Genomic DNA, 24,475 nt, shown 5'->3' with positions numbered 1-24,475 from the left:
GGAAACCTTATATTCGTTGCTTAATGGGGATGTACAAATCAACCTTGCATTTGCCCTCCGGGTCCTGCGCAGGATCATTCAGACAGAATTCAAGACACGGCCTGTCGTCCGCTTCGTACCCGCTGCGGGGTAACCATACGCTGAACATACTCTCATACGCGAGGACAAATTTGTCTACCGTATCATAGTAAGAATACACCGCATACATCCCGCCGGATAATGTCTTGAATTCTACCTGCGGCCGGTGCGTCTCCCGCTCCAAACCTACGGGTAATGTAATACAGGCATCATACCGGCACGCAGACTCCTCTACGAGATCCCCGTCATCCAACGATATTCCGATAAACTGCTGATTCCCTGCATGAAGCCCCTGCTGATCTGCCCAGCGGCTTAGCTTGTCCCATGCGGTATACGTATGCAAATAGCTGCCAATATGCCTTACATAGGCGACTTCAACATCCGGGATCTGCCTGATTTCAACCATACTATCCCATGCCCTCCTTAACAGCGGATTACTTCCTGCTCTATTGTAATCTGCCACGGAAGCTGATTCTGCTTGCATATTGCTGAGGGCTGATGCGAAATTGCTCTTTTTCCGGTTACCGTTCCTGAAGCTGCCCGGTGTACAGTCATAATACCGTTTGAAATGGGCATTAAAGACCGATACCGATTCGAAACCGCATTGACCCGCGATCTCCAGAATGGTCTGATGCGTTTCGGCCAGCAGCACCAGTGAGTGCTGTATACGCTTCCTGGTTACAAATGCCATGGGAGTCACGCCAACTACAGCTGTGAATATTCTGCTGAAATGATATTTGGAGAAATGCGATACCTCTGCCAGTGTATCCAGCTTAAGCGGTTGACTGCTATGTTCCTCTATGTAAGCAATGACCTTACTGATCCGTTCTATATATTCATCATTCATCGCTGAATTCCCCGCCCCATTCATGCTACAATACATTACAAATATTAGCAGATGAGGTGATGATTAATGGTTACAAATCTGTATTTCGTAAGGCATGCGCACTCTGCTTATTCTGCTGATGAATTAAACAGACCTCTACCTGAACGTGGACAGGCAGACGCGCAGAAGATCACGGAGCTGCTCATCCATGAAAATATTCATGTCCTGCTTTCCAGTCCCTACAAACGGGCGATACAGACTATTGAAGGACTGGCCGGACCTCTGGGCCTTGAACTTGTACTAGAAGAGGATTTCAGAGAAAGATTATTGTCCAGCGGACCCGTCAGCAACTTCGGGCAGGCCATTACGAAGGTCTGGGAGAATCCCTCTTTTGCCTGGGAAGGCGGAGAATCTAATCTGGTTGCCCAGAGTAGAGGAGTTCGGGCCCTCCACAGAGTATTGCAGCATTACAAAGGCAGTAACGCCGTCATCGGGACTCACGGTAATATTATGGTCCTAATCATGAATGCGCTGGATAAGCGTTATGATTATGGCTTTTGGAAGCAGCTGGATATGCCCGATATCTACAAGCTAAGCTTCAATGGAGATACACTCACCGGCGTGCAGCGGATTTGGAACAGGAGCTGACTCTGTTTAAACTGGACAGACTGTTGTCACAGCTCTATGGTATAACAGAATCAAAGGAGTGAGCGCTATGGCAAGCTATGAATATTCGTCCAAACAGGAGCTGCTGGAAACGATCCATACCCTCTACCTGCTCTTGGACGCCGAGTTTGACGGCATTGACAATACATACAAGGACACGCGGATTCCCGAAGCGGATAAAACCCCGGCTGAGATCATCGCCTATCAGCTGGGATGGCTGGAGCTGGTGAGGAGCTGGGATCAGAATGAGCTGGAAGGAAGAGCCTTCCTCATGCCCGCCCAGGATTATAAGTGGAATGAGCTGGGCGGATTGTATCAGTCCTTTTACAGCACATATTCTGAGTATTCACTGACTGAGCTACGCAGCTTATTCCGGCAATCGGAGCAGCAGTGGCTGGAATGGGTCGGCACATTAACGGAAGAAGAGCTGTTCATCCAGGGCTCACGTAAATGGACCGGAACCAAGGACAACTGGCCCATGGCCCGGTGGATTCATATCAATTCAGCCGCTCCGTTCAAATCCTTCCGGGGGAAAATCCGAAAGTGGAAAAAGCATTTCCCCGCTACGCTGGCATAACCTCCACTACCCGGCCCGGATCATTGCTGGCTGCTGCCCGCTCCCCCATCCGTCCCCTGACTGCCGCCTCTGCGCGTTCCTCCCCGATCCATCCCCCGGCCGCCGCCATTGAAATTCGTGCCGCCGTTCATGCCGGGGAACCCGCCCGATCTGGAGTTGAAATCGTCACTTGAAATCTTCTGGGCAGTAATCGCCTCGCATGAGGTGAGCACCAGCGAACAGCTAAGCACAGTAATGATTAAGGTGATGCGGGATTTCTTAGTCCGACTCTTGTGCCGCTTGTTGAACCGCATGCCCAGTCCCCCTTTTCGTGGTCAGAAGTTCATAGACATCTTTAAAGCCCAAGTAGGATAAGACGATCAGCAGCGGATATACCGGATAAATGTACCGGGCCTTGATCTCCCAGAGCAGATAGAAGCCGATGAAGCCCAGAATCACCAGAACCAATGAGGTTTCCGCAAACCGCTTGGCCCGTATCCCGCTGACCAGCCGGAAAAGAATGAATCCATACATCAGGAAATTCTGCACATACACCACCCATTGCAGCCCGCTCCGGTAATTCGAATCTCCCTTAAGCAGCTCTGATGCAGAGGTGGAATAGATATACCGGTCCATCACAAAGCCGTTTCGCCCCCCGCCGCCTATAGAGGTTCCATCATTCCCTATACCGTACCGCTCAACCTGATACGTTCCTTCGGTCCAGATCCAGACCAGCTTTTTATAATACATTCCGGCAAGCTCCCCTAAAGTAGCCTCCGAGAGCTTATTGCTGATGGACGCTTTGAACAGCTCCACGCTCTCCGCTTTATTGTAGCCGGCCTCCTGCTGATAAATAGTATAGCTCTCCCGGTTATCCCAGAAGCCGAGCGTCTCCAGATTGATTCCCATATTCAGCCACATATAGACCGGTGCGGAATTGCTGGACGGGGATTCGTCCACGATACCTGTTGCCTGGAGCGCAGCGTTCTGCGTCCAGCCCGGAATGTTAAACACCAGCAGCGTTATGCCTATGGATGCGATGGCTTTTTTAAGCCCAAGGTGACGCAGGTTAAGTAACAGGCAAAATACGATCGCAATCAGGAAGATCATGCCTGTGCTCCGGAAATAGTTGCCGATGGCCAGCAGGATGGCCGCGAACACGATATCCTTCATGGATCTTCTGCGGATGAACGTAACGGCAAAGTACAAAGCGCTGGTCAGCAGAGCTGTGGCAATCACATCATTATAGATAAAGTTGCTCATAAACAAAGACGGAATATAGGTCGCGGCAAATACCAGGACACCATAGTCGTTCGATTTGGACTTGGTATTCAGCTCTTTGTAGAGCAGGTAGATCATTAGCGTGGTGACCAGCGAGAACAGGATATTGAAGCTTTTGATCACCAGATAATTGTCCGGGAACAGGAACAGCAGCGTCTTCAGATACAGAACGATTGAGAAATTGAACGGGAACATATACAGATATCCGCCCGGCTGGAAGGATGAATAATCCTTGTTGTACAGCATATCCCAGGCCAGCGACAGCACCGTCTGCGAATCATCCGTTGGCATGCGGGTGAACAGGAAGATGATCACGAGTTGAATAGCGGCAGAAAATAACAAGACCGCGGGAATGACTATTCTCCTGCTGTATTTATTAAGCTTCAGGCAGAGCCTGTACAGCACATAGCTCAGTCCCAGAACGGCTGCGATCAGCAGGATAAACAGCAAGACATTTTGTTTCTCCAGCACTGTTGTATCGCCATAGATTGCATAGTTATACTTCGCCCTGATAAAGAAGGAGGAAGCAATAAACAGCCCTATGAAAAAGGCAAGCAGGACGTATAAAATTCGCTGGATTCCTTTTACCATGTGAACCTCCTCTATGGCAGCGTCCGTTCCCCATCCGCACATGCCTTGATTTATAAAAGTAGTATAAACACCGAACCTGAATAACAGATGAAGATGGGGTTAAGGTGAACTTCAGGTTCGCCAATATACTGGAGAAAGCTGAATAGCACGTTCCCCCGCCAAGCAGCAGAGTAAATTTCACAGTTTCACCCTCAGTAAATATTAATGTTGTACTTAGTACAACTTCGATTCATAGATACCCGGGTATTTGGAGGAATTGTTGTAGAAAATACAAGAATTCTCGCGATGTGCCGCCAGCTGAAGGAGAAATGCTGCATTCTGTACAACAATTGTCGATTACGGCCCATTTATTGAGGAAAATGTTGTATTTGGTGCAGGATTTTATATTAACTATCCTTCAGATTCACTCCTGGATCTGTTTTTCTTTCACGATGTATAAGGTAGAAATTCTATTTTGCCAAAGCCGAATTTCATGAGCTGGAAGCTGCCGTTAAACGAAGCCTGCCCGTCTTTAAGCAGGATGCCGAAGATATCTGCGAAGCCAAAGGAATTCATTACCCCGAAAGAACCGTTCAGCAGATTATCTCTTATTTCCATATAAGAATGGAGGCTGACGATTAGGAATACACATAGAAATCCCCTCCAAGCCCCTCTCCAGCCACTGCATCCTAAGATGACGCTGTAGCGGAAAGTCTGCTTGAAGGGGATCTGCCGTGCTGAATCTATTTACTTAAGCGAGTTAATCATTAATAGCCTAACAGACTCTTGGTCTTCGCAAAAATATCATTGGCCATCTCCGTATACCGTGTGCTGCCGTTGGCTTCAACCTGAGCCGTATACTGGCTCCAGTTGTCGAGCTTCTCCTGGCCGGTCACGAACTTGAGCGTCATTGTCTTGACGTAATCCATCAGCGGTGTCGAGATCAGCTTCATTTGCTCATTCTCCTCCGGAGTAGCCATAATCGGCGGTGCCAGTTTGCGTGCATCCCGGGTCGACTGGACGCGGCTCACGAAGTCTTTCTCCCCATCGGTCATCTTGGACATCTTCAGCTTCTCAGAGCCGCCGTAAGCAAACATTCCTCCGGCGAAGCCGAAATCGACATTGAGCTGCTTGGCTGCACCCTCGTTGATGCCGTTGTAGTAGATTTCCGGATTCAGCACTACATTTCCGTCTGCATCCAGGGTATACGTCTCCCCTTCAACGCCCCATAAGCTGAGCATCTGACCTTCATTAGAGTACCAGAACCAGTCGACGAAGCGGAGCATCTTGATGAACTCCTCTTCGCCCAGATCATCCAGCGCATTCTGGCTGATCATGATTCCGTTCTCGAGACGGGAGGTTTCGACCTGCAGCTTCCCTTTCGGTCCGCCCGGCTGGGTAATCATGTAGAGCTCACTATCCGGCACCTGCATCTTGCTCTTGAAATCGGCCATAACCTGGTAGATTCCGCTGATTACATAGGTGTCGCCCTTGAAGAACTTCGCTTGTGCTGCATCATCTTCCTGAGTGAATGATTCAGGGTCCATAATGCCTTCATTTACTAGCTTATTGAAGTAACCCAGATAGTCCTTGAAGTCATCGGAGGCATCGGCAAAAACAAACTGCTGCTTATCCTGGTCAAAGACCAGGCCGTTGGATAATCCCCATCCGCCCGTAACGCCGTATTGAACTGCAGCAATGTTCAGTGCCGAATCTCCCTTGAACTGATCAGAGATGACATAATTGCTGCCTGTGAAATCTTTGACCTTCTTCATCGCTTCATAGAAGTCCTCGTAGGTCCAGTTGCCCTGCTGGCCTTCGACGTCCACTCCCGCAGCTTCAAACACATCCTTGCGGATAATGTAGGAATAACCGCCGCCGGCAATCTCCCACATGCCTGGAAGCACGTAATATTTACCGTCCTCCTTCAGCTTAGCCTTCAGGTCCTCCTCCATTCCCCAATCCTTCACAGCCTTCATATAGTTCGGCATATACTGCACCCAATCGCTTACAGGTACAATCTGGCCTGTGGCGACGAAAGCGGATTCATCATAAGTCTTAGGAATAATATAAGGAGCGTCTCCGCTGTTCACGAGCAGCGATTTCTGGTTCTCATATTCGGTTCTTGCCGTAATGGCCAAATCGAAATTCACATTCGTTTTCTCCTGGATCGCACTCCACAGCCGCCAGTCCTTGTTATATGGATAATTCTCATGGTCGCTGTACATCATGGAGTAGGTTACCGGTTCATTGGAGTGGAAGGTCTGATCTTCGCCGAAGGTATAATCTTCCGCCCCGGCTGTTGCAGGTGCATTCGTACTAGCAGCATTCGGTGCTGTGGAATTATTGGTGCCCGAAGCCTCTTTATTTCCGGATGAACAAGCTGTCATAGACAACATCAACGCCAGCGATGCCATTGCAAGTGGTTTACTGAATCTCATTGTTTGCCTCCCTTTTTGTGTATAGAGCTATATATAACAGAGAGGGCCCTGCCCTCTCCGGTTATACCGTTTATCCTTTGACAGCGCCGATCATCATGCCCTGTACGAAATACTTCTGCACGAACGGATATACGCAGATAATAGGCAGTGAGGTTAACACCATGGCCGTCGATTTGATGCTTGCCGCTATCTGGCTGGTCTGATCGGAGGATGCCCCGATTTCGGTCGGACTGACCGCATTGTCGATGATTTGCTTCAGATACAGGGCGACCGGCCACTTCTCCTTAGACTGCAGATAGAGTGACGGTCCGAACCAGTTGTTCCACATGCCGACCATCACGAACAGCATGATGGTTACCAGAATCGGCTTCGATAACGGCAGGATGATTTTGGTGAAAATCCCGAATACCCCCAGGCCGTCCACCCGTCCCGCTTCTTCCAGTTCATAAGGCAGGCTGGCAAAAAACGTCTTCATCAGGATGACATTGAAGGCGCTGATCGCCCCCGGAATGACAATCGCCCAGATTGTATCCCGCATGTCTAACGTCTTAGCCACCAGAATATAGTTCGGGATGAGTCCGCCTCCGAAATACATTGTGAACAGGACAAACGGAATGAAAAATTTGTTGAGCCGCAGTTTATCTTTGGATAGCGGATAAGAGATTACTGCTGTTGCAGTCACGGCGATTAAAGTGCCTGTTACGGAATACACAATCGTGTTCCAGTAGTAATGGAAGAAATCCGGTTTGCTCAAGATAACTTCATACGTCTTGGTCGTAAACTCCACCGGGAATAAGGTTACCTTGCCTGCATAGATAGCGGCTTCCGAACTGAAGGACTGGGCTACAAGATAGACGAATGGATATAAGGTGAAGATGACAATCAGAATCATAAATATACTGTTCAAAATGTTAAATAAGTTAAAGGTTGAGGTTCGCTTCACGGGTTCGGCTCCTTTCTACCACAGGCTGGATTTCGTAGTTTTTTTGGATACGGTATTGGCAATCGTCACCAGGATCAGTCCAATAATCCCTTCGAACAAGCCTACCGCTGTCGCATAGCTGAAGTTCCCTCCGGTGATCCCCATCCGGTACACATAGGTAGAGATAACATCAGCGGTTTCGTAGGTGAGCGGATTGTACAGCAGCAGGATTTTCTCGAAATTAGAACCCAGGATACTGCCGATATCCAGAATCAGGAGCACCATAATCGTCGGCAGAATGCCGGGAATGGTCACATGCTTCGCCAGCTTGAACCGGTTAGCGCCATCAATCTTCGCTGCCTCATACAATGATGGATCGATGCCGGTCATCGCTGCCAGATAGAGAATCGTTCCCCAGCCCAGACTCTGCCAGACGCCGGAGGTAACATAGATCACCGGAAACCACTGCGGCAGGGAGATGAAGGAGATTTTCTCAAGTCCAAAGGATGTCAGAACGCTGTTCAGGGGGCCTGTTAACGAAACCACCTCTTTAATCATCCCTGCGACGATAACCATAGAGATGAAATGCGGAAGATAAGATACCGTCTGGACGAATTTCTTCCATTTGATTCTCCGTATTTCGTTCAGCAGGAGCGCGAATGACAAAGTAACCGGGAATTTCACCAGGAGATAACTTACACTTAAAGTAAGATCATTAAAGAAAGCTCTCCAGAACGTCGGATCCTTCATGAACATCTCAAAGTAAGTGAACCCGACCCATTCCGTACCCAGAATATTAGGCCCGCCTCTGTACTTCCGGAAAGCAATAATGTTCCCCAGCATCGGCGCATACTTGAAAATAATGAAGTAGATTACCGGGATGATTAGAAACGAATATAGCTTCCATTCTTGTTTAACATGCTTCCATAGGGGAATTCTGTCCGCCTTCTTACGTGGAATCATGCCTGCAGTCTTGGCTTTAGCAGGAACTGCCATGTCATCATCACTTCCTCACGAATAATTCACTCTAGCAGGGACGGCAGCCTGACGCTTGCGGGCGAATGCTCTGCCGTCCGGGTGTAATCGCTTTCTTCTCAAACAATGTACTTGCTAACCCTGCGGCTCATCAATGTTCAATACCGGAAATGATGTACGTTAACCTGCAAATGGCGATTGACACCTTGAACCGGATAGACGGTTTCGCGTATTTCCGCTTGGAAACAAAAAAAAGATGATCTCCGGTAACCGGAAATCATCACTTTAGCTATCCCTGGATCGCCTTGTATTTCCCCGGCGTAATCCCTTCATACTTCTTGAATACACGAATGAACGCATGGCTGCTGGCAAATCCGACCTTCTCGGCGGTATCGTCGATGCTGGCCCCCTCCAGCAACAGAACCTTGCCGGCTTCTACCCGGGTCTGGCTGATATAGTCGCGCAGTCCGACCTGCCCTGTCTGCTCGCGGAACAACCGGGATACATACTGCGGCGTCAATCCGAAATGATCGCCGATCTGTGACACACTCAGGTTCTTGTCGCTGTAGTTCTCCTGCACGAACTCTGTAACCTTCTCGCCGATGCCGGCACTCGTCTGCAGGTTAGGCTTGCTGCGGAGCACCGTACACACCCGGTCAAAGATATCGAGCAGCTCTTGCTCGAACTCCTGCTTCGTGGAGCAGGACAACAGCCGCTTAAGCGGCCGCCATTCATCCCAGGCAATGCTGGCCTGCTCCTGATCAGGAATGGCCTTGATCATCGTAGCCGCCACATCAAGCAGAATGCATTTGGAGATTTCATGCGACCTTTCCCGTTGGAACGCTTGCTGTAAGACGCTATTAATCATGCCGTTAGCCTTATCGAATTCATCGGCCTTCAGGAAGTTGATCAGCATCATCTGGTCATTCACCGTGAAGAAATAACTGCCGGCGCTTGGCTTAATGCTTCCGTACCAGATCAGCATCTCGTCTCCCAATATGCTGCGGTATTCCTGGGCTTCCAGTGCTTGAAGGAAGGCGAGATTTACACCGTCCAGCCCCGTCTGCAGCTCACTGCCCACAGTGGTGAAACGGAGCTTGTACCGGAGGGTAATGAATTCGTAGGCCTGGGCTAGATCATCCTCGATATCATCCTTCCATTGCTCCGCACGCTCCGGATCTACATTCACGACCGCCGCCAGCATGCCATCCACATCTGTGAAATTGATCGTCCAATGATTGCTGATCAGATCGGCAACAATGTTGGACACGATGAATTGGGATAATGCCAGGTCCTGTATCCCATCCTCATCGCTGTCTATATAGAACAGCAGCACCGCGAAAGAATCGGTCGTCCAATGGAGCTTATACTTCTCTGCCAGCTCATTGAACGAAGCATTCCGGTCTGCCTGACCTTTCAGAAGCCTCCCTAAATAGTAATTCTGCAGCACACGCAGCTGTTGATCATGCTTATTGTTCGTATCATCGCGTTCTCTGATTGTCTCCAGAACATTCCTGCGGATGAACGTATATTCATCCAGATATTTACCGGTGCCTTGCGCCGGATTGCGGGTGAAGACGCTAACCAGTTCTTTGATCGGATCATAGTTCTTACGGGCGAAATAATAGATAACCGCACTGCCAATCGCAAAGCACAGCAATAACCCGAACATATTCATCGTCCGCATCCCCCCGATATGCTCCCAGAAGACATCAGTCGGAAACACGCTGATGTACTTCCAGCCTGTCGTATCGGATGACTCAATGGTGATCATCGACTTTACCCCCTGGAAAGTACCCGTAAAGGTGCCTGTGCCGCGGTCATTCCACTCCTGGTAGGCCGCCGGTTCAATCATCGTGTCACCTGCATTCTGAATCATGATCTGGCCGTTTGTATCCATAATAAATACCCGGCCCCGTTCTACCCAGTCGATGTTCGCGAGCATCGTCATCATCTTCTCCACATTAAGCGGGATAATGAGTGCACCAGTAACCTCAGCCGTTGCCTGAATCGGCAGCGAACGGATATAGAACGGCGTATAGGTGACTTTCTTATCCTGGTTCTTGAGCGGAAGCAGCGCATATTCACCCGAATGATGCTGGCTGATCAGCTTCTGCCAATCCCCGTAAGCGAATGTATCGGTCTGAAGCTTCATCTCATAAAAGGATTGTTCTTCTATATAAGTCTCACTGGAGAGGACCGATTGCAGCGGTTTCGAATATAAGTTAATCTCCTTAATGAAATTGTTGGCAGATAACATCTTGTTCAGTTCCTGCTTCAGCCCGTATACCTTGTAAGCGTTCTCAGTCGTGGATGAAGAAAGAAAGCTTTTCACTTCGGAATGAACGGCCAGCTGCGTAGCGAGGCTCTCTGTCTGCAGCAGCTCTCCGTCCACAATATATCTTACCTGCTGGAGCATCGCTCTGCTTGCCAGCTTAATTTCATTTTTCACAATTTCTCTTGTCTGACCATAAATGATCACACTAAGAATGACAGGTATACACAGAATCACCGCATACGAGACAATTAACCGAAACACCACACTTTGTGTGAAGTGACCCCTTTCCAGATTCAATTGCAATCCCCCTAATTCCCTTTTTTGTACATGTTCAATCATAAATGAAACCAGGGCGGGGTTCATATGTACAATTTGAAATTCGATGTACAGTTTAAGCAATCACTGGCTGTTTATTCACTGCGGACCACACGAAAACCCTGATCCGGCCCCATACCATTCGCCTCAAACTTGCCCCGGAAAGATAACTCTGTATTGTTAACGCCGCCGATCCAGCCGCCGCCCTTCACAACCCGCATTGAGCCGCTGCTCATCTCAGGAGCTTCGTACCAGTTCCAGCACCACTCCCTTACGTTGCCTGACATATCGTAAATACCCAGCTCATTGGGTTTCTTATCACCGCTGGATCGGGTTTGGTTATGGTTGCTCTCGATGATAGGCCAGTTCCAGTCCCCTGACAAGTATTTATCTCCGGAATTCCTCCAGTACCAGGCTACTTCATCAGCAGTATTGCTTCCGCTATAGATGTAGCTCTTGCTCATCCGGCCTCCCCCCGCCGCATATTCCCATTCCGCCTCAGTAGGCAGCCGGTAGCCGTTAACGCCTGCATTGACCGTTACTGTCCATTTTATATTATCGTTGTCATTCTGATTATCCGGGTCTTTGGTGTTTTTGTTTATATTGTAATACGGCTCCCGGCCCTCCTTCACACTCCGTTGATTACAGTACTCTATGGCATCATACCAGTTCACCATCTCTACGGGCAGATTGCTGCCTTTAAACTGAGAAGGATTGCTTCCCATTACCTCTATCCACTCTTGTTGAGTGACTTCATATTTGCTGATCTGGAAATCCGGAATCGTTACATTTTGTCCATAAAAGTTGGATTTGGTGTTCGTAAAGGAACCGCCCTTCACCTCTACAAAGCGCTCCTCCTTGGCGGGCTTTTCCTGCGAACAAGCACTGACAACACCGGTTAACGCTATTAAAAAAAATATCAATAGTTTTCGCATGGACAGATCTCCTTTGATAAGGCCGCCGGCTGCACGGCCGGCAGGCCTCCGCTCAAATAATGATTACCTTACCATACCGTTACGTTAGAGCTGCCGCTGCTTTGATACCCCTCAGTCGCGAGGACCTGGTAGGACCAGCTGCTGCCCAGATTCATGCCTTTACTCGCCCATGCGTTAACATGGTTGCTGAAAGTGATCGCAACGTTGCTCCCGGTGGCTCTCTTCGACTGTCTTACACTCCAGAACTGGGTGAACGTTGCAGTACCGTCAATGGAGGGTGCGTTGGTCCGCGTAGTCGTATAGATATCATAGGTGCCCCCGTCACTGTTCACGGTGCCTTTATAAGTTCCGGTAGGTCTGTAAGTACCCCAGCTGTCCACAACGTAATATTCTATGAGAGAATTTCTTGTCCAGCCGTACAGCGTCAAATACCCGTTGCCGGACGGTGCCCAGACGCCTGCATTGTAGTTTATAACTCTGGTTGGCGATCCAACGTTCCAGCCTTTACCGACCACGAAATTTCCGGTATTGGACCAGTTCACACTGTAATTCCCGCCAGATCCGTTCGTCGCATTAACTGTTCCTCCGCCATCCGTCCAGTTCTGCCAATAATCTGTCGCTGCGCTTGAGGTTGCTGCAAACGCGCTGAAGCTCATTGCCGCTGCCATAAATACCGTTAAGATTTTTTTGTTTAATTTGAACATAAGAATTACCTCCCTAAAATATTTGTTTTTTTTGCCGCTTACCTGAACGCCTCCTGCAGTAGCTTCATTTCGCAGAACATAACTTTTCCTGTGTTATATCCCAGAAATTGCCTTGTCCTCCTCCCGAATAGATTATATAAGGTAAGCGTTTACATTTCTCTCTGCAAATTAAAGATTCATCCCCAATTTTTATAGGTCTTATTGAGCTTACAGGATGATAAGCTTCTCATACTGCTGCCGCAGCCGGATTTAACGCCAGTTATCCGCAATGCAAAAAAAGCCGTCCCCTTAAAGGACGGCTCTGCATCAGGAATCTTGTGGTTTAATCAGCCCATCCGGATAACGGCCTTTACCACATCTTCCTTATTATCGATGACGAAATCAAAGGCTTTCTGCGTATCCTCAAAGTTAAACTCATGCGTCACGATGCCTTTGACATCAATTTTGCCGTCGGCAATGGCTCCAATGGCGGCAGGATACAGGTTGCGGTAACGGAACACCGATTTGATGTCGGCCTCCTTGAACATGATCTGCATGAAGTCGAAGTCGATGATGTCCTTGGCCGCGAGGCCGACAAGCACGATTGTTCCGCCTCTTTTGACCAGATAAGGGGTCTGCTTCACCGTATGCTCGCTTCCCGCCGTTTCAATGACCTTATCCACGCCCTGACCGTCTGTCAGTGCAGCGATTACATCCAGAACATTCTCCTGCTTAGCGTTGATTACCCGGGACGCTCCCTGTAGCGTTCTGGAAAGGACTATATCCCCTTCAGCAGATTTCAGACCGGATGTTGACGGACTAATTCTCCTCAGTAATTCATCCGGGATGGTCTTGCCGATCAGCGCTTCCTCACTTGCATAAATCACATAACCATCAGAATCGGTAAGCAATACGATCTCTTTGTTTTTTCGAAGAAAATGACTGGAGAGGTCAGCATTCTTATCCAAATGAATGTCAATCGAAATGATTCCGAGGAATTCCTTGGTTAAGACATCCTCAACTTTATGGTGAACCGTCAAAACCAACGTTTGTTCCGAAGGAGGCATAATGGAGGTATTGTTGTAGTTCTTAATCTGATGAGGAGGTTCCATGATAAAGTTCTCTTCAGAGCTCATCAGCTTCTGGATAGAGGCTTGCTGCAATAGATCCGGCTTCCTCTTACGGGCACTTAACATGGCGTTATAAATAGTAAAAGAGCTTTTTCCTTCATTGATAAAAAACCTTAGCTGAAGAATTTCATTCCTCATCAGATAAAAGTTTCTCATGCCTTCATTGATTTCAAGCTGGTTGAAATAATAATCCCCATCGAAACCCTGTTCAAACACCCTGAATAAGTCCGGATTTCGATATAAAGTATATGGAAGATTAACGATATCATCAAAATACTGCTCCAGATCTGATGATGCCTGTAGTATTTGTTCCTGGCTGTTCTCAAGTTCATGGCGTTCCACATTCCCTTTCGTTTGTCGGTAGATCAACAATACGGATAGAAAATACGGAATAATGATAAAAATAAGCAGCAGGATAATTAAGCGGTTTTGAATGCTTTTCACAAAATGACTCCTTTATAAAAAATACAAACGTTTCATTACCCTACTAGTTTGAGTTTGAACCAGTTTATCCACAGGTTTGCGAAATGACAAAAAACACCTGCGCCAAACTTCAGGTGTTTTCCGGACTAAAGCACTATATTAAGAGCGGTGTACCGGGCGTTTTTCGCAATTTTTAATGTATTGGGAAGGGGTGGACGCTGTGAACTTTTTGAACACTCTCGCGAAATAATTCGCATCATTATATCCGATCATGAACGCAATTTCAGTAATGCTATACTTTCCTCGGAGTAAATATAGCTTTGCATTTTCGATCCTCATGAAATGGATATATTCAATTACATTCATGTTTGTTTCCTCTTTGAACTTTCTGGAAAGATGGGTCGAATTCATAGGAATGGCATCGGCAATTTCCTGTAAGGTCAAAGGGTGGCCCAGGTAAAACTGAATATAATCCACTGCTTTCTTCACGATGGAGCTATAATTACGGGTCGAATAGGTATAAATCATTTCGCAATATTCATTAACGATCTGGATTAGCATAGAATTCCTTTGCTGCAGAGAGGATACTTTTTCAATCAATATCGAGAATTTGCCGGAGATATGATGTATGAACATGGGATGGACGCCTCCCATCTCAGCAGCGATTCTGCAAAGTGTATTCAAAACGACCAGGCTATTTTTGACACCGCGAATCGGCTGACCGGGGAAGCGATTCAAAAACATCTGGAAGAGGAAGTCAGGATCCTTGGCGATCATCTGAACGGCCTTCTTGTCTCCTTTAGAGATTAAATCGATAAATATCTTCTCGCCTTCGTATCTCTCCTCGATCATTTTGTTATTTTCAGCAAGGATTTGAATTCTCTCATCAGAAGGATGTGGCTGAGGCTGCAGCGCGATCTCGTGTACCTGAAGGGGTTCATAATTAGACAGACGGACAAGCAAATCGCCCAGCGCATCCTTTTCCAGTCTGGAAATCACGGGGAGCGACTCGTAAAACTTCCATAGGGGCTTCCGCTGATCGTTCGTCAGTTGATCACTGGCCATGATATAACTCATCGAGTCCTCAGAAGAATTGCTCGATAGTAGAGGCCCTATCGCAATGGACCCGCAGAATTCCTGCTTAATCCAAATACCTGCCGCAATGTACCCAAGATTATAAGAATTCACATAATAAAAAAAACTAGTGGGCGGATGATTCTCAAGGCTGCTGTTGATGACGGAAAAATCATGATTGATATTATGCAGCACGGCAGGAATCTCATGATTGACCTGCTGAAGAAGCACCGTACCGTTCGGTGCGATAATTCGCACGTCCATTTTTGTAAGCGTATTTATCACAAACCCGATTTTTTGAAAATGGTTATGAAGAGTCTCAAGAGTATTGTTCATATCATTCTCCTCTTCACTTTTCAGAATTATATGACTCTGTGCTAATCAAGAAAAATCCGTGCGATAGTTGAGACCTCAGAACTACTATAATTCAGATAAAGCGTTTTCACAAACACTTTTTTATCATGAAAGCGTTTTATAATCCAAGGGAGGTTTCGCTGTGCGTAAGACAATGAATCTGAATAAAGGCTGGGAATTTCTAAAGGATGATGACGAAAGTGCAATGTTTGCTTCCTTTCAGAAGGAGAACTACGAACCCGTTGACCTTCCTCATACCTGGAATGCTATTGACGGAGCGAACGGTTTTGAATATTTCAAAGGCGCTTGCTGGTACCGGAAAGAGTTAACCGTTGCTTCCAGTGAGCAAGGCAAAAAAGTATTTATCGAATTCCATGGGTCTAACAGTATTACAGATGTATATGTAAATTCCATCCATGTCGGCCAGCACAGAGGAGGCTACTCCATCTTCCGCTTCGATATTACGGAAGCCATCAAGTTCGGCAAGACAAACGTACTCGCTGTGAAGGTAGACAATACGGTCGTCGACGATGTATATCCCCAGATGGCTGACTTTACATTCTATGGCGGGATCTATCGTGATGTTAATCTGGTGATTGCACATCCGGTACATTTCGATTTGATGGATTATGGTTCGCAAGGCATTTATATCGTCCAGGATGAAGTCACTGCTGAGCAGGCCAGCTTAACGATCCGAACAAAGATTAAGAATGATCAACACGAAGAAAAGAAAGTAAGACTATGGGTCAATCTTCTCGATCATCTAGGAGCATCCGTTACCTATGCGGCGCAAGAAATCGTCTTGGCAGCCGGAGAAATGAAGGAAATAGCTATCCCTGCCGTGATTAAGAATCCTCAGCTGTGGAATGGACGAAAAAATGCCTATCTCTATAAAGCCAATGTATCCTTAACAAGCTTCAACGATACGATCGACGAGGTTTCTATTCCATTCGGTGTGCGCTATTTCACGGTGGATCCGAATCAAGGATTCTTCTTGAATGGCGTGCCTCTCCCTTTACACGGGGTCTCCAGGCATCAAGACCGTAAAGACATGGGCTGGGCCATTACGAAACAAGAACATAAAGAAGATATGGAACTGATCAAAGAAGTTGGCGCCACTTCGATTCGCTTGGCTCATTATCAGCATGATCAATATTTCTACGACCTTTGTGACCAAGAGGGCATGGTCATCTGGGCGGAGATTCCGTTTATTTCGATAATGTCCAAAACCGATTTTGAAGGCGTCAACGCAAAGCAACAGATGACCGAACTCATCCGTCAAAACTTCAATCATCCGTCGATTATGCTGTGGGGAGTACAAAACGAAATTCAAATTGGCGGCGACAGACCGGAAGTTAGAACATTGGTAAAAGAACTAAATGCGCTAACGAAAAAGGAAGATCCGACTCGTCTCACAACAATGGCGAATGTCAGCTTCGTAGAAATGGATGATGAGTACAACCACATCACCGATACGATCGGGTATAACCATTACTTCGGCTGGTACGGAGGCAAAGCGGAAGACTTCGCCGGCTGGCTCGACCGTTATCACGAGCTTAATCCGAACGTAAATCTTTGTATTTCCGAATACGGCGTCGAGGGAATCCTGCAGTATCACAACAATGATCCGAAAGTGAAGGATTATTCGGAAGAATACCATGCTCTCCTGCATGAAAAGGTTTGGAATATATTCGCAAGTCGCCCTTACCTCTGGGCGACCTATGTGTGGAACATGTTCGACTTCGGCGCCAATATCCGTGATGAAGGCGGCGTGAAGGGCAGAAATAACAAAGGGCTAGTCACGTATGACCGCAAAATCAAGAAAGATGCTTTTTATATGTATAAGGCAAATTGGTCTGATCAAAAGTTCGTCCATATTGCCGGCAAACGTTTCGTTGACCGGACGGATTCCGAAATCATGGTGAAAATCTACTCAAACTGCGATGAAGTGACCTTGCGTGTTAACGGCGAGGAAATGGCTGCACAAACTAGCGGCAATCATATCTTCATCTTCGAGAATGTCCGCCTGCAGGACGGTTTGAACGAGATCACAGCGGTTTCTGTAAAGGACGGAGAGATTTATCAGGATCTCGCCAGCTTCAACCAGATTTCTGAGCCAAACCTGAGCTACGAGGCTCCGGAAGGTAACGGCGGAGTTGCAGCTAACTGGTTCAAGATGCCTGAGGATGCGAACGACGACCTTGAAATGGAAGAGCTCGAGATTACGCCTGACGTCTATTCGACCCGCGATACGATCGCCACCTTGATGGAGAACGAACAAGCGTATGTGGTTCTGAAGAAGTACATGGGCGACTTAAGCGAGAATCCGATGTTTGATATGTTGAAAGGATTTAAGATCGATATGCTAGCTTCTCTGTCAGACGATATATCTGACCAATTTATATACCGGCTAAATAAAGAATTGATCGAAATTAAGAAGTTGAAATAAAAAAAGGAGAGTGCAAGGATGCCCCACTCTGCTCTGCGGAGCAATACGTTCACTCCGATCGACAAGAACCGTCCGTTCGGCTGGCGAGATAAATTCGGTTATTTGTTCGGTGATTTGGGGAATGACTTCTTCTTTGTTCTTACCAGCTCTTACTTAATGGTGTTCTACACGGATGTTTTCCATATAAGCGCGGCGACGGTTGGCCTACTGTTTCTGATCGCCCGATTGTGGGATGCATTCGCGGATATGGCTTGGGGGCGGTTCATCGATACACGAAAGGCGACTTCAAAAGGAAAGTTCAAGCCATGGATTCTAAGAATGTCCTTGCCGCTCGTTGTATCAGGTGTGTTAATGTTCGTTACCATTCCAGGCATGTCTCAGGGTTTCTATCTCGCATGGGCATTCGTGACGTATATCGTATGGGGAACTTTGTATAGCACAGTGAACATTCCTTACGGGTCCATGGCGTCCGTGATAACCGATGACCCGGTCGATCGTACAACCTTATCCACCTGGAGAACAATGGGGGCCATGTTAGCCGGACTGGTCATTGCTGTGTTGGGTCCGATGATCGTGTTTGTCGATAACAAGATTTCAGCCGATCGTATATTCATGGCCGCTGTAGTCTTCGGAGTACTGGCTATATGCTGCTATCTCGCATGCTACAATCTCTCAAAGGAACGGATCACCGCACCTGAAGAAACGAAAGAAAAAGTGAACTTAAAAATCACTATGAAAGGCCTGATCAAAAACAAACCTTTGATTTCGATTTTGGCTGCCTCGCTGTTTTTGTTGGTTTGCACAATGCTCACCGGTGCGGTCAACACCTATTTGTTTAAAGATTTTTTCGGAGATGCCACTAAGTTAAGTATGGTAGGTCTAGTCCAGATCGTCGCTACGTTCCTGGCGGTACCGTTAGCGAAGCCGCTGGTTGCCCGCTTCGGGAAGAAGGAAGTCGCATCGACGGGAATGCTGGTTGTATCCATAGCGTATTTTCTTATCTTTTTCTTACAGGACCCTACGGTGACACAATACATCATCATTTCCGGAATTGGGATGTTCGGGATGAGCTTCATGAGCATCGTGTCCTGGGCGTTCGTGACCGATGTGATTGACTATCATGAATTCTTAACCGGATTACGCGAAGATGCGACCGTATATGCACTCTATTCCATGGCAAGGAAAGTGGGTCAGGCCCTCGCAGGAGGTATCGGCGGATTCGCCATCACAGCGGTAGGATATAACGTAGCGATGGAGAAGCAGACACCAGAGACATTACAGGGAATCTTCTCTTTAGCGACTTTAGTTCCCGCCATTATCTATCTGGGGGTATTCCTCATCCTTGTGTTCCTGTATCCGCTGAACAAACAGCGCACAAAGCAATTGGCTTCTGACTTATCCGCGAAAAGACAAACTATACATTAATAAGGTTCATGAACTTACAGCCTGACGACTTTCGTCAGGCTGTTGCTGCGTCATTTTTACATAGTCTTCTTTTAAAATAGGTTGTAGAGCGAGGAGCAGTCGCCACTGCGGTGAATATTTGGACTTCCGGCCGCTGTTATGTTTGGATTTCTTGATTAAAACTGTTGTCCACGGTTGAAATCCAAACATAAAGGCGGACGCTACCGCTGCTCCAGTTCCAAAATCCCCCTCCGTCACTCCTTTCCCTCTACTCATGTTTTTAACTTCAATCTATATCATTGTAATCCTCAGAATAAGAAACTCTTCTTGCTTCTCGCTAAAAGTGTAATGAAAATATAGCGATTTTCCCTTACGCTCTTCTTAACTTTACAGCAAAAAGCTCAAGCATCGGCAGTATAGCCACAGGCTTGAGCTTCTTAACATTTAAATACGTTCAGTCTAACTGTCCGCACGTTTTTGTATAAACACATAGGTGCTCTCATTTGACAGCTCATCGGCAAATTCGAGATCAAACCCGCTAAACCCTTTGATATCCTCTATGCATCCGATCTGCTGCTCAGCCATGAAGCGTACCATTTCACCTCGGGCCATTTTGGCTAAGGTCGCTCTTTCGATCACCTTGCCGCCGATTTGCTGCCCAAATACACAAGTTACCATTCGAACATCTCCACCCAGATAAGGGGAGATACATTTGCTGTATTCCTTAGAAGCTAAATTTAGAATACAGTCGCTCTCTGCAAACAGCTGATCTGCCAGTTTTCTGCCCCAAAATCCATAAATGGAACTGAAGCCTGGACCGGCCAGCTTGGCCTGCATTTCCAGCCTGTACGGAACAACCCCGTCAAACGGCCGGAGCATTCCGTAGAACCCTGACAAAATCCGCAAATGCTGCTGAAGATACTCAAGTTCCTCCGTTTGCAGCACCCCAGGTGCCATGTACTGGTATTGAAGACCTTCATAGGACATGAGGGCCGGCGTCAGATTGCGGGTTAAATCCATATTCTTAATTCGCTGGGCATTCAGCGTCGCGATGGCATCATTGCATTTCCATAGGGATTTTGCTTCTTCATAGTTCAGCTTATTTAATGTGTCCAGCAGAATTCCCGACTCGTTTATAAATTGCGGCATCTGGCAGCTGGTAAAAACATCTGTGTCCTGCTTCATCTTTTTGGCTGGTGAAATAATAATTCTCATGTTGCTCCCTTTTCTTGCCCCGTGGGGAAAATTAAATGTACCTTTATCCTACCACATTTGGCTGCCGGAACCGGGCTATCATCATTTGTTTACATCAAATCTTCATATTTGCGTTTACCTCACTAAAAAAACACGTCTCAGTACGACGTGGAAAAATCTCAATATGGTTAAGCCGGATAAAAACAATGTTATTTATTAGTGGGTCTATTCCGAATCTGCATCCTCAAATTACTGAACACCTCAGAGTGAGTATAACGTTCATTAGAATTATTAGCTTCATGCTCAGATTCTTTTAGCTTCATAAAGACCTCTTGGTTCTGCTGAATATTTTCATATTGCTCGATGCTCATAACAACCATATCACCATATCCGTTTTTCGTGAGAAAAACCAGTTCCTTGCTTTTATGTACTATTTTAGATATTTCAGCAAAGTTGTTGCGCAAATCGGATACAGGTCTAATCCGTGGCATAACACCACCTCCTTCTTAGCACCCTAATATCATAATTATGATATCGGTTCAATTTGATCTTCTATCTCCATCATACTTCTCTCATCATAACTTTATACAGCCTATCTACAGCAAAAAAGCCCAAACAACGGGCATATAGCCGCAGGCTTGAGCTTTTTCAATGTTGTACCGTAAATAGCTACCGATTCCTGTATAGAAGTTATTCCCCAATAGTCTTAATTACCGTATCAAACGGTGCTAACTCCAACGTTTGTACTCCATACTCCGTATCGATCGTAGTCTTCTGCAGCTGGTCGCTGTTATTGATCACGACGAGCATCTTGCTCTCCGGATAATACGCACACTCGGTATAGAGGTTATCCGGAATGTATTTCGATTCCTGCAATTCCTTGCCGGCATAGCGGATCAGGTTCAGCAGCAGGCGGGTATTCGCCCAATTGAATTCGAGGGAAGACAGGTAGATTCCTTTACCCTTACCGAAACTATTCGCAGACAGTGTGATTTTGCCGTCCGCCTCCCTGAGCACCGCAGCGGAGCCATCCGTAAGATAGATACTGTTCTTCGGTGTGATGCTGGCGCCATCCGGCACCAGACCTTGCTCAGCCTGAACCTCATATGCCCATTTCCCATGAGCTACACGCGCACCAGTGTCCTCATCCACGCCTAGAACATGCGCCATTCTGAAGTAGCTGTCATATCCTTCGACGGCTGAAGGCTGGTTAACCCCGATAAAAGTACCGCCCTCATACACCCATTTGGTCAGGATATCCACAGACTTGCTGTCTTTCCAGTAGTCCCCGCCGCTCCACGCTGTACCGGCGCTGCCTGCATTAATCACTACATCAATATTCTGCAGCACTCCCTGACGGATATCCTCGAAATCAATGAACTGTACCTCAACCGGCAAGCCGGATAGTGCTTCATTAATATGAATCAGATCATGCATATACGTCTCGTGGAAGTGGCCGGACAAGGTCCACGATCTCAGCTTACCCCAGCTGTGCAGAATAGCAACCTTGGTCTTGATATGATAAGGCTTGCCTTGGTGATGCAGCTCTTTAATCTCTCTGAATTCATTCGCAATCTTCTCGATATAATCACAGAAATCCGGGTAAGGCTCAACAAGATGCAGATATCCGCCCAGGCCAATCCGGTCAATCGGCTCACGCAGGAGGGCACGCCGGATGTTGATCCAGTATTTTTTGGCATCCAGTGTCGGATTTCCCCCTTCCATGAAGGTAGGAGCGCCGCCTAAGCCAACCGGGAACAGGTAAGGATGCAGCCGGATTTCATGCGTATCCACTTTCACCCCTGAACAGAGCCTTGCTTCATATCCCGAGAACACACATTTAATCATTCCGTCGAAACCGAACTCACCGAAGCGGTCATTGTAAGGCTCTGCGCCAACCCAGCTGTCATCGTAGAAGACATACGCCAGCTTGTCATGCTTATGCACAATATCAATTAACTGCTTGCCAAATTCAATTACGAAATCATTGATAAAAGCCATATAGTCGAGCTTACGCTGCTCCGCCGGGATATGACTGACACGGTATTTGCCGCCGTTCACGAAATCTTCTGCCGTCAGCGGATAGCCGTATTTCTGGGCGAACAGATCCAGACCTCTGGCACTCACCGTGAAATCATAGGAACCCCAGTCTGAGAACAGATGGCGGTTACGCTCACTGCTGCCCCAGATCCAGGCGAAATTATAGAACAGGGAAGTAAAGCGGACAACCGTTGTTTCCTTATGCTGTTCGCACCATTCTTCCATCCAGCCGAGCAGATATTTCTGCGTGTCAGTATACATAGGATCAATCTGCATCAGATGCTCTTTGTTCCAGTTATTCGTGGTGTGATTGTACATCGAAATCTCTTCCCAGATCCGGTAGGCCATGAAGCTGACAGTGTACTTATGCCAAGGTACGATTCCGGTAAGCACCACATTGCCTGATTCCCGGTCGTAATTCCACTGCTCTCTCGGCACTTCCTCACCGGTCGTCCGGTCGTACACCTGCCAGTACTTATACGCCTCACGGGAATCATTCACCCGGAATTGTTCAGCGAAGAAATCCTCCATCAGGTAGACCGATAAATAATCCTGCACAGCCACCTTCGGATTGGTAATAAGGAAGCTCTGCTGCAGCTTATCCGGGTTCTGCGACGCCCATTCATTATGATCCCGGATGATACAGATCGTAGAATAAATGCCGTATCCGGCATTGATAATCTCATCGGATAACTGCGTGCCGTCACTGTCACGGATAACATCGGCACCCCAGCGTTCAGCAAGTTCAAGCGTTAGCGCTTCGTAACCGGATTCTCCCGGCAGTGTGAAAGCTCCTGTTGATGGTTTGGACAATTCGGTTCCCTCCTATTTAAGCATATCGGACAAGAATGCAAGCGCTAAGCCTTGTCCCCAGCCTTGAATCCAGTCTTTTGGAATATTGCGGTACCCTTCGCGGTCCTTCATTACGGCTGTGCCGCCGGATACGCCCAGTACACGTCCGTCTTCGCTGATGTTTGCAAGAATGCCCTTTAGAGCCTTTTGTACATATTTGGTGTGCAGCGGATTGCCGTTGTTGATCATCGCCGCCGCAATGCCGCAGGATGCCGATACTTCTTCATAAGATTCCTCATCATCCAGCACCGTACGCCACAAGCCGTTCTCCGTCTGGACAAGCTTCAGCGCCGCCAGCTGATCACGGAGCGAGCATTCCACGTCCATACACTGCGGATACAAATACCAGTCCTTCAAAAGCGGCTTCACCTGCGACATCGTATACGCACCCCAGGCGTTCGCTCTGCCCCAGTATAATCCGGACATATGATCCTGCTTCACATTGTTGTAGCCATGGAACCAGAAGCCGGTGCCAGGATCCTGCAGGTATTTGATATGCCAGTAGTATTGGTTGAGGGCATCCTGGATCAGCTCCTGATCCTTCAGCTTACTGCCCACACGCAGTAGGAAAAATGCCGCCATAAACAGCGTATCCGCCCAAGCCTGTTCCGGGAAATCATTAGAAACAGATACCGTATGCTGCAGCACATTGTCTCCGAACCGCAGCGCATTTTTCCGGATGTATTCCACCTTGCTCATGGCAATATCCCAATATTTCTGCTCCCCTGTCGCTTCATACAAGGTGATCAGCATATGGCCCATGGCACAAGTGTTAACCGTCCAGTCCGGCAGCCCCAGCTCGATATATTCATCCGCCCACTTCACCAGTCTGTCCAGGTACTCTTTGTTCCCTGTAGTCTGATAAGCTCTGGATACCCCATAATAAGCTACGCCGCAAGGCCAGTCCCATGTTAAGTCCATCGCCAGTGTTTTGTTGGTGACCTTGTCGATAATGCTTAGAATCTCTTCCCTGTTGAAATCCACTTGAATCATCTTATTACCCCTCTCTTGTCTCACGCGCCTCATAGC

The 24,475-nt window shown here is 47.5% G+C and carries 21 protein-coding genes; 4 read left to right on the top strand and 17 right to left on the bottom strand.

The annotated features are described in order from the left end of the window. Positions 1-7: 7 nt before the first annotated feature. A complete protein-coding gene (locus PBOR_RS04025; RefSeq protein ID WP_042210585.1) occupies positions 8-925 on the bottom strand; it encodes an AraC family transcriptional regulator in 918 nt (305 codons plus the stop codon). 66 nt (positions 926-991) lie between these two features. Between PBOR_RS04025 and PBOR_RS04020 the strand changes: the two genes are divergently transcribed. Both PBOR_RS04020 and PBOR_RS04015 read left to right on the top strand, forming a co-directional pair. After that, entirely contained in the window at positions 992-1,552 is a 561-nt protein-coding gene (locus PBOR_RS04020; protein WP_042210584.1) for a histidine phosphatase family protein, read from the top strand. A 67-nt stretch (positions 1,553-1,619) separates the two neighbouring features. Continuing rightward, positions 1,620-2,147 carry a ClbS/DfsB family four-helix bundle protein gene (locus tag PBOR_RS04015; protein ID WP_042210583.1) on the top strand — a complete coding sequence of 176 codons (528 nt, stop codon included), beginning with the start codon at positions 1,620-1,622 and terminating at the stop codon, positions 2,145-2,147. A 20-nt stretch (positions 2,148-2,167) separates the two neighbouring features. On the opposite strand, the gene PBOR_RS04010 is transcribed toward PBOR_RS04015, so the two are convergent. The 11 genes from PBOR_RS04010 to PBOR_RS03960 form a co-directional block, all read right to left on the bottom strand. Next, a complete protein-coding gene (locus PBOR_RS04010; RefSeq protein WP_042210582.1) occupies positions 2,168-2,440 on the bottom strand; it encodes a hypothetical protein in 273 nt (90 codons plus the stop codon). Continuing rightward, positions 2,406-3,998, bottom strand: a complete 1,593-nt coding sequence (locus PBOR_RS04005; protein WP_042210581.1) for a glycosyltransferase family 39 protein — start codon at positions 3,996-3,998, stop codon at positions 2,406-2,408. Before PBOR_RS04005 ends, PBOR_RS04010 begins: the two co-directional genes overlap by 35 nt. Positions 3,999-4,424: 426 nt before the next feature. Continuing rightward, positions 4,425-4,595 (bottom strand): hypothetical protein, encoded by a 171-nt coding sequence (locus tag PBOR_RS36805; protein ID WP_157763969.1) that lies wholly within the window; start codon positions 4,593-4,595, stop codon positions 4,425-4,427. A 149-nt stretch (positions 4,596-4,744) separates the two neighbouring features. Then, positions 4,745-6,418 carry an ABC transporter substrate-binding protein gene (locus PBOR_RS04000; protein ID WP_042210580.1) on the bottom strand — a complete coding sequence of 558 codons (1,674 nt, stop codon included), beginning with the start codon at positions 6,416-6,418 and terminating at the stop codon, positions 4,745-4,747. Positions 6,419-6,488: 70 nt separating this feature from the next. Continuing rightward, complete coding sequence (locus PBOR_RS03995; protein ID WP_042210579.1) at positions 6,489-7,361, bottom strand: carbohydrate ABC transporter permease; 873 nt, start codon at positions 7,359-7,361, stop codon at positions 6,489-6,491. A gap of 15 nt (positions 7,362-7,376) precedes the next feature. After that, the gene (locus PBOR_RS03990; protein WP_081971901.1) at positions 7,377-8,336 is read right to left on the bottom strand and encodes an ABC transporter permease; all 960 of its coding nucleotides are present in this window, start codon (positions 8,334-8,336) and stop codon (positions 7,377-7,379) included. Between the two features lie 268 nt (positions 8,337-8,604). Beyond that, the gene (locus PBOR_RS03985) at positions 8,605-10,890 is read right to left on the bottom strand and encodes an AraC family transcriptional regulator (RefSeq protein ID WP_042210578.1); all 2,286 of its coding nucleotides are present in this window, start codon (positions 10,888-10,890) and stop codon (positions 8,605-8,607) included. Positions 10,891-11,003: 113 nt separating this feature from the next. Continuing rightward, positions 11,004-11,843 (bottom strand): formylglycine-generating enzyme family protein, encoded by an 840-nt coding sequence (locus PBOR_RS03980; protein ID WP_042210576.1) that lies wholly within the window; start codon positions 11,841-11,843, stop codon positions 11,004-11,006. Positions 11,844-11,911: 68 nt separating this feature from the next. Further along, positions 11,912-12,547, bottom strand: coding sequence for a glycoside hydrolase family 11 protein (locus PBOR_RS03975; RefSeq protein WP_042210575.1), 636 nt, complete (start codon positions 12,545-12,547; stop codon positions 11,912-11,914). A gap of 326 nt (positions 12,548-12,873) precedes the next feature. Further along, positions 12,874-14,100 (bottom strand): zinc-binding dehydrogenase, encoded by a 1,227-nt coding sequence (locus PBOR_RS37635; protein ID WP_047171596.1) that lies wholly within the window; start codon positions 14,098-14,100, stop codon positions 12,874-12,876. A 138-nt stretch (positions 14,101-14,238) separates the two neighbouring features. Then, positions 14,239-15,489, bottom strand: coding sequence for a helix-turn-helix transcriptional regulator (locus tag PBOR_RS03960; RefSeq protein ID WP_042210574.1), 1,251 nt, complete (start codon positions 15,487-15,489; stop codon positions 14,239-14,241). A 160-nt stretch (positions 15,490-15,649) separates the two neighbouring features. Here PBOR_RS03960 and PBOR_RS03955 point away from each other — a divergent pair, with 160 nt between their 5' ends. Further along, positions 15,650-17,956, top strand: a complete 2,307-nt coding sequence (locus tag PBOR_RS03955) for a glycoside hydrolase family 2 protein (RefSeq protein WP_052429322.1) — start codon at positions 15,650-15,652, stop codon at positions 17,954-17,956. An 18-nt stretch (positions 17,957-17,974) separates the two neighbouring features. After that, complete coding sequence (locus tag PBOR_RS03950; protein ID WP_042210573.1) at positions 17,975-19,381, top strand: MFS transporter; 1,407 nt, start codon at positions 17,975-17,977, stop codon at positions 19,379-19,381. A 6-nt stretch (positions 19,382-19,387) separates the two neighbouring features. Here PBOR_RS03950 and PBOR_RS37630 read toward each other — a convergent pair whose 3' ends face one another. The 5 genes from PBOR_RS37630 to PBOR_RS03925 all read right to left on the bottom strand — a co-directional run bounded on the left by PBOR_RS37630 (position 19,388) and on the right by PBOR_RS03925 (position 24,439). Then, positions 19,388-19,636: a hypothetical protein gene (locus PBOR_RS37630; protein ID WP_157763968.1), complete on the bottom strand. Its 249-nt coding sequence runs from the start codon at positions 19,634-19,636 to the stop codon at positions 19,388-19,390. A 183-nt stretch (positions 19,637-19,819) separates the two neighbouring features. Further along, positions 19,820-20,575 carry a peroxide stress protein YaaA gene (gene yaaA, locus PBOR_RS03940; RefSeq protein ID WP_042210571.1) on the bottom strand — a complete coding sequence of 252 codons (756 nt, stop codon included), beginning with the start codon at positions 20,573-20,575 and terminating at the stop codon, positions 19,820-19,822. A 188-nt stretch (positions 20,576-20,763) separates the two neighbouring features. Beyond that, positions 20,764-21,045 (bottom strand): type II toxin-antitoxin system Phd/YefM family antitoxin, encoded by a 282-nt coding sequence (locus tag PBOR_RS03935; RefSeq protein ID WP_042210570.1) that lies wholly within the window; start codon positions 21,043-21,045, stop codon positions 20,764-20,766. A 199-nt stretch (positions 21,046-21,244) separates the two neighbouring features. Continuing rightward, positions 21,245-23,407, bottom strand: coding sequence for a 1,3-beta-galactosyl-N-acetylhexosamine phosphorylase (gene gnpA / locus PBOR_RS03930; RefSeq protein WP_042210569.1), 2,163 nt, complete (start codon positions 23,405-23,407; stop codon positions 21,245-21,247). A 12-nt stretch (positions 23,408-23,419) separates the two neighbouring features. Further along, the gene (locus tag PBOR_RS03925; protein WP_042210568.1) at positions 23,420-24,439 is read right to left on the bottom strand and encodes a glycoside hydrolase family 88/105 protein; all 1,020 of its coding nucleotides are present in this window, start codon (positions 24,437-24,439) and stop codon (positions 23,420-23,422) included. Positions 24,440-24,475: the final 36 nt, after the last annotated feature.

Origin of the sequence: Paenibacillus borealis (assembly GCF_000758665.1) — a bacterium.
Lineage (GTDB): Bacteria > Bacillota > Bacilli > Paenibacillales > Paenibacillaceae > Paenibacillus_AQ > Paenibacillus_AQ borealis.
The sequence above is the reverse complement of the archived record's forward strand: the minus strand, read 5'-3'. Positions and strand labels throughout refer to the sequence as shown.

Coding starts and splice junctions, on each gene's coding strand:
- PBOR_RS03975 (WP_042210575.1), bottom strand. CDS start 12,547: ATGTTCAAATTAAACAAAAAAATCTTAACGGTATTTATGGCAGCGGCA.
- PBOR_RS04025 (WP_042210585.1), bottom strand. CDS start 925: ATGAATGATGAATATATAGAACGGATCAGTAAGGTCATTGCTTACATA.
- PBOR_RS04015 (WP_042210583.1), top strand. CDS start 1,620: ATGGCAAGCTATGAATATTCGTCCAAACAGGAGCTGCTGGAAACGATC.
- PBOR_RS03980 (WP_042210576.1), bottom strand. CDS start 11,843: ATGCGAAAACTATTGATATTTTTTTTAATAGCGTTAACCGGTGTTGTC.
- PBOR_RS03925 (WP_042210568.1), bottom strand. CDS start 24,439: ATGATTCAAGTGGATTTCAACAGGGAAGAGATTCTAAGCATTATCGAC.
- PBOR_RS04020 (WP_042210584.1), top strand. CDS start 992: ATGGTTACAAATCTGTATTTCGTAAGGCATGCGCACTCTGCTTATTCT.
- PBOR_RS04005 (WP_042210581.1), bottom strand. CDS start 3,998: ATGGTAAAAGGAATCCAGCGAATTTTATACGTCCTGCTTGCCTTTTTC.
- PBOR_RS04010 (WP_042210582.1), bottom strand. CDS start 2,440: ATGCGGTTCAACAAGCGGCACAAGAGTCGGACTAAGAAATCCCGCATC.
- PBOR_RS03960 (WP_042210574.1), bottom strand. CDS start 15,489: ATGAACAATACTCTTGAGACTCTTCATAACCATTTTCAAAAAATCGGG.
- PBOR_RS03935 (WP_042210570.1), bottom strand. CDS start 21,045: ATGCCACGGATTAGACCTGTATCCGATTTGCGCAACAACTTTGCTGAA.
- PBOR_RS04000 (WP_042210580.1), bottom strand. CDS start 6,418: ATGAGATTCAGTAAACCACTTGCAATGGCATCGCTGGCGTTGATGTTG.
- PBOR_RS36805 (WP_157763969.1), bottom strand. CDS start 4,595: ATGGAAATAAGAGATAATCTGCTGAACGGTTCTTTCGGGGTAATGAAT.
- yaaA (WP_042210571.1), bottom strand. CDS start 20,575: ATGAGAATTATTATTTCACCAGCCAAAAAGATGAAGCAGGACACAGAT.
- PBOR_RS03990 (WP_081971901.1), bottom strand. CDS start 8,336: ATGGCAGTTCCTGCTAAAGCCAAGACTGCAGGCATGATTCCACGTAAG.
- PBOR_RS03950 (WP_042210573.1), top strand. CDS start 17,975: ATGCCCCACTCTGCTCTGCGGAGCAATACGTTCACTCCGATCGACAAG.
- PBOR_RS37630 (WP_157763968.1), bottom strand. CDS start 19,636: ATGAGTAGAGGGAAAGGAGTGACGGAGGGGGATTTTGGAACTGGAGCA.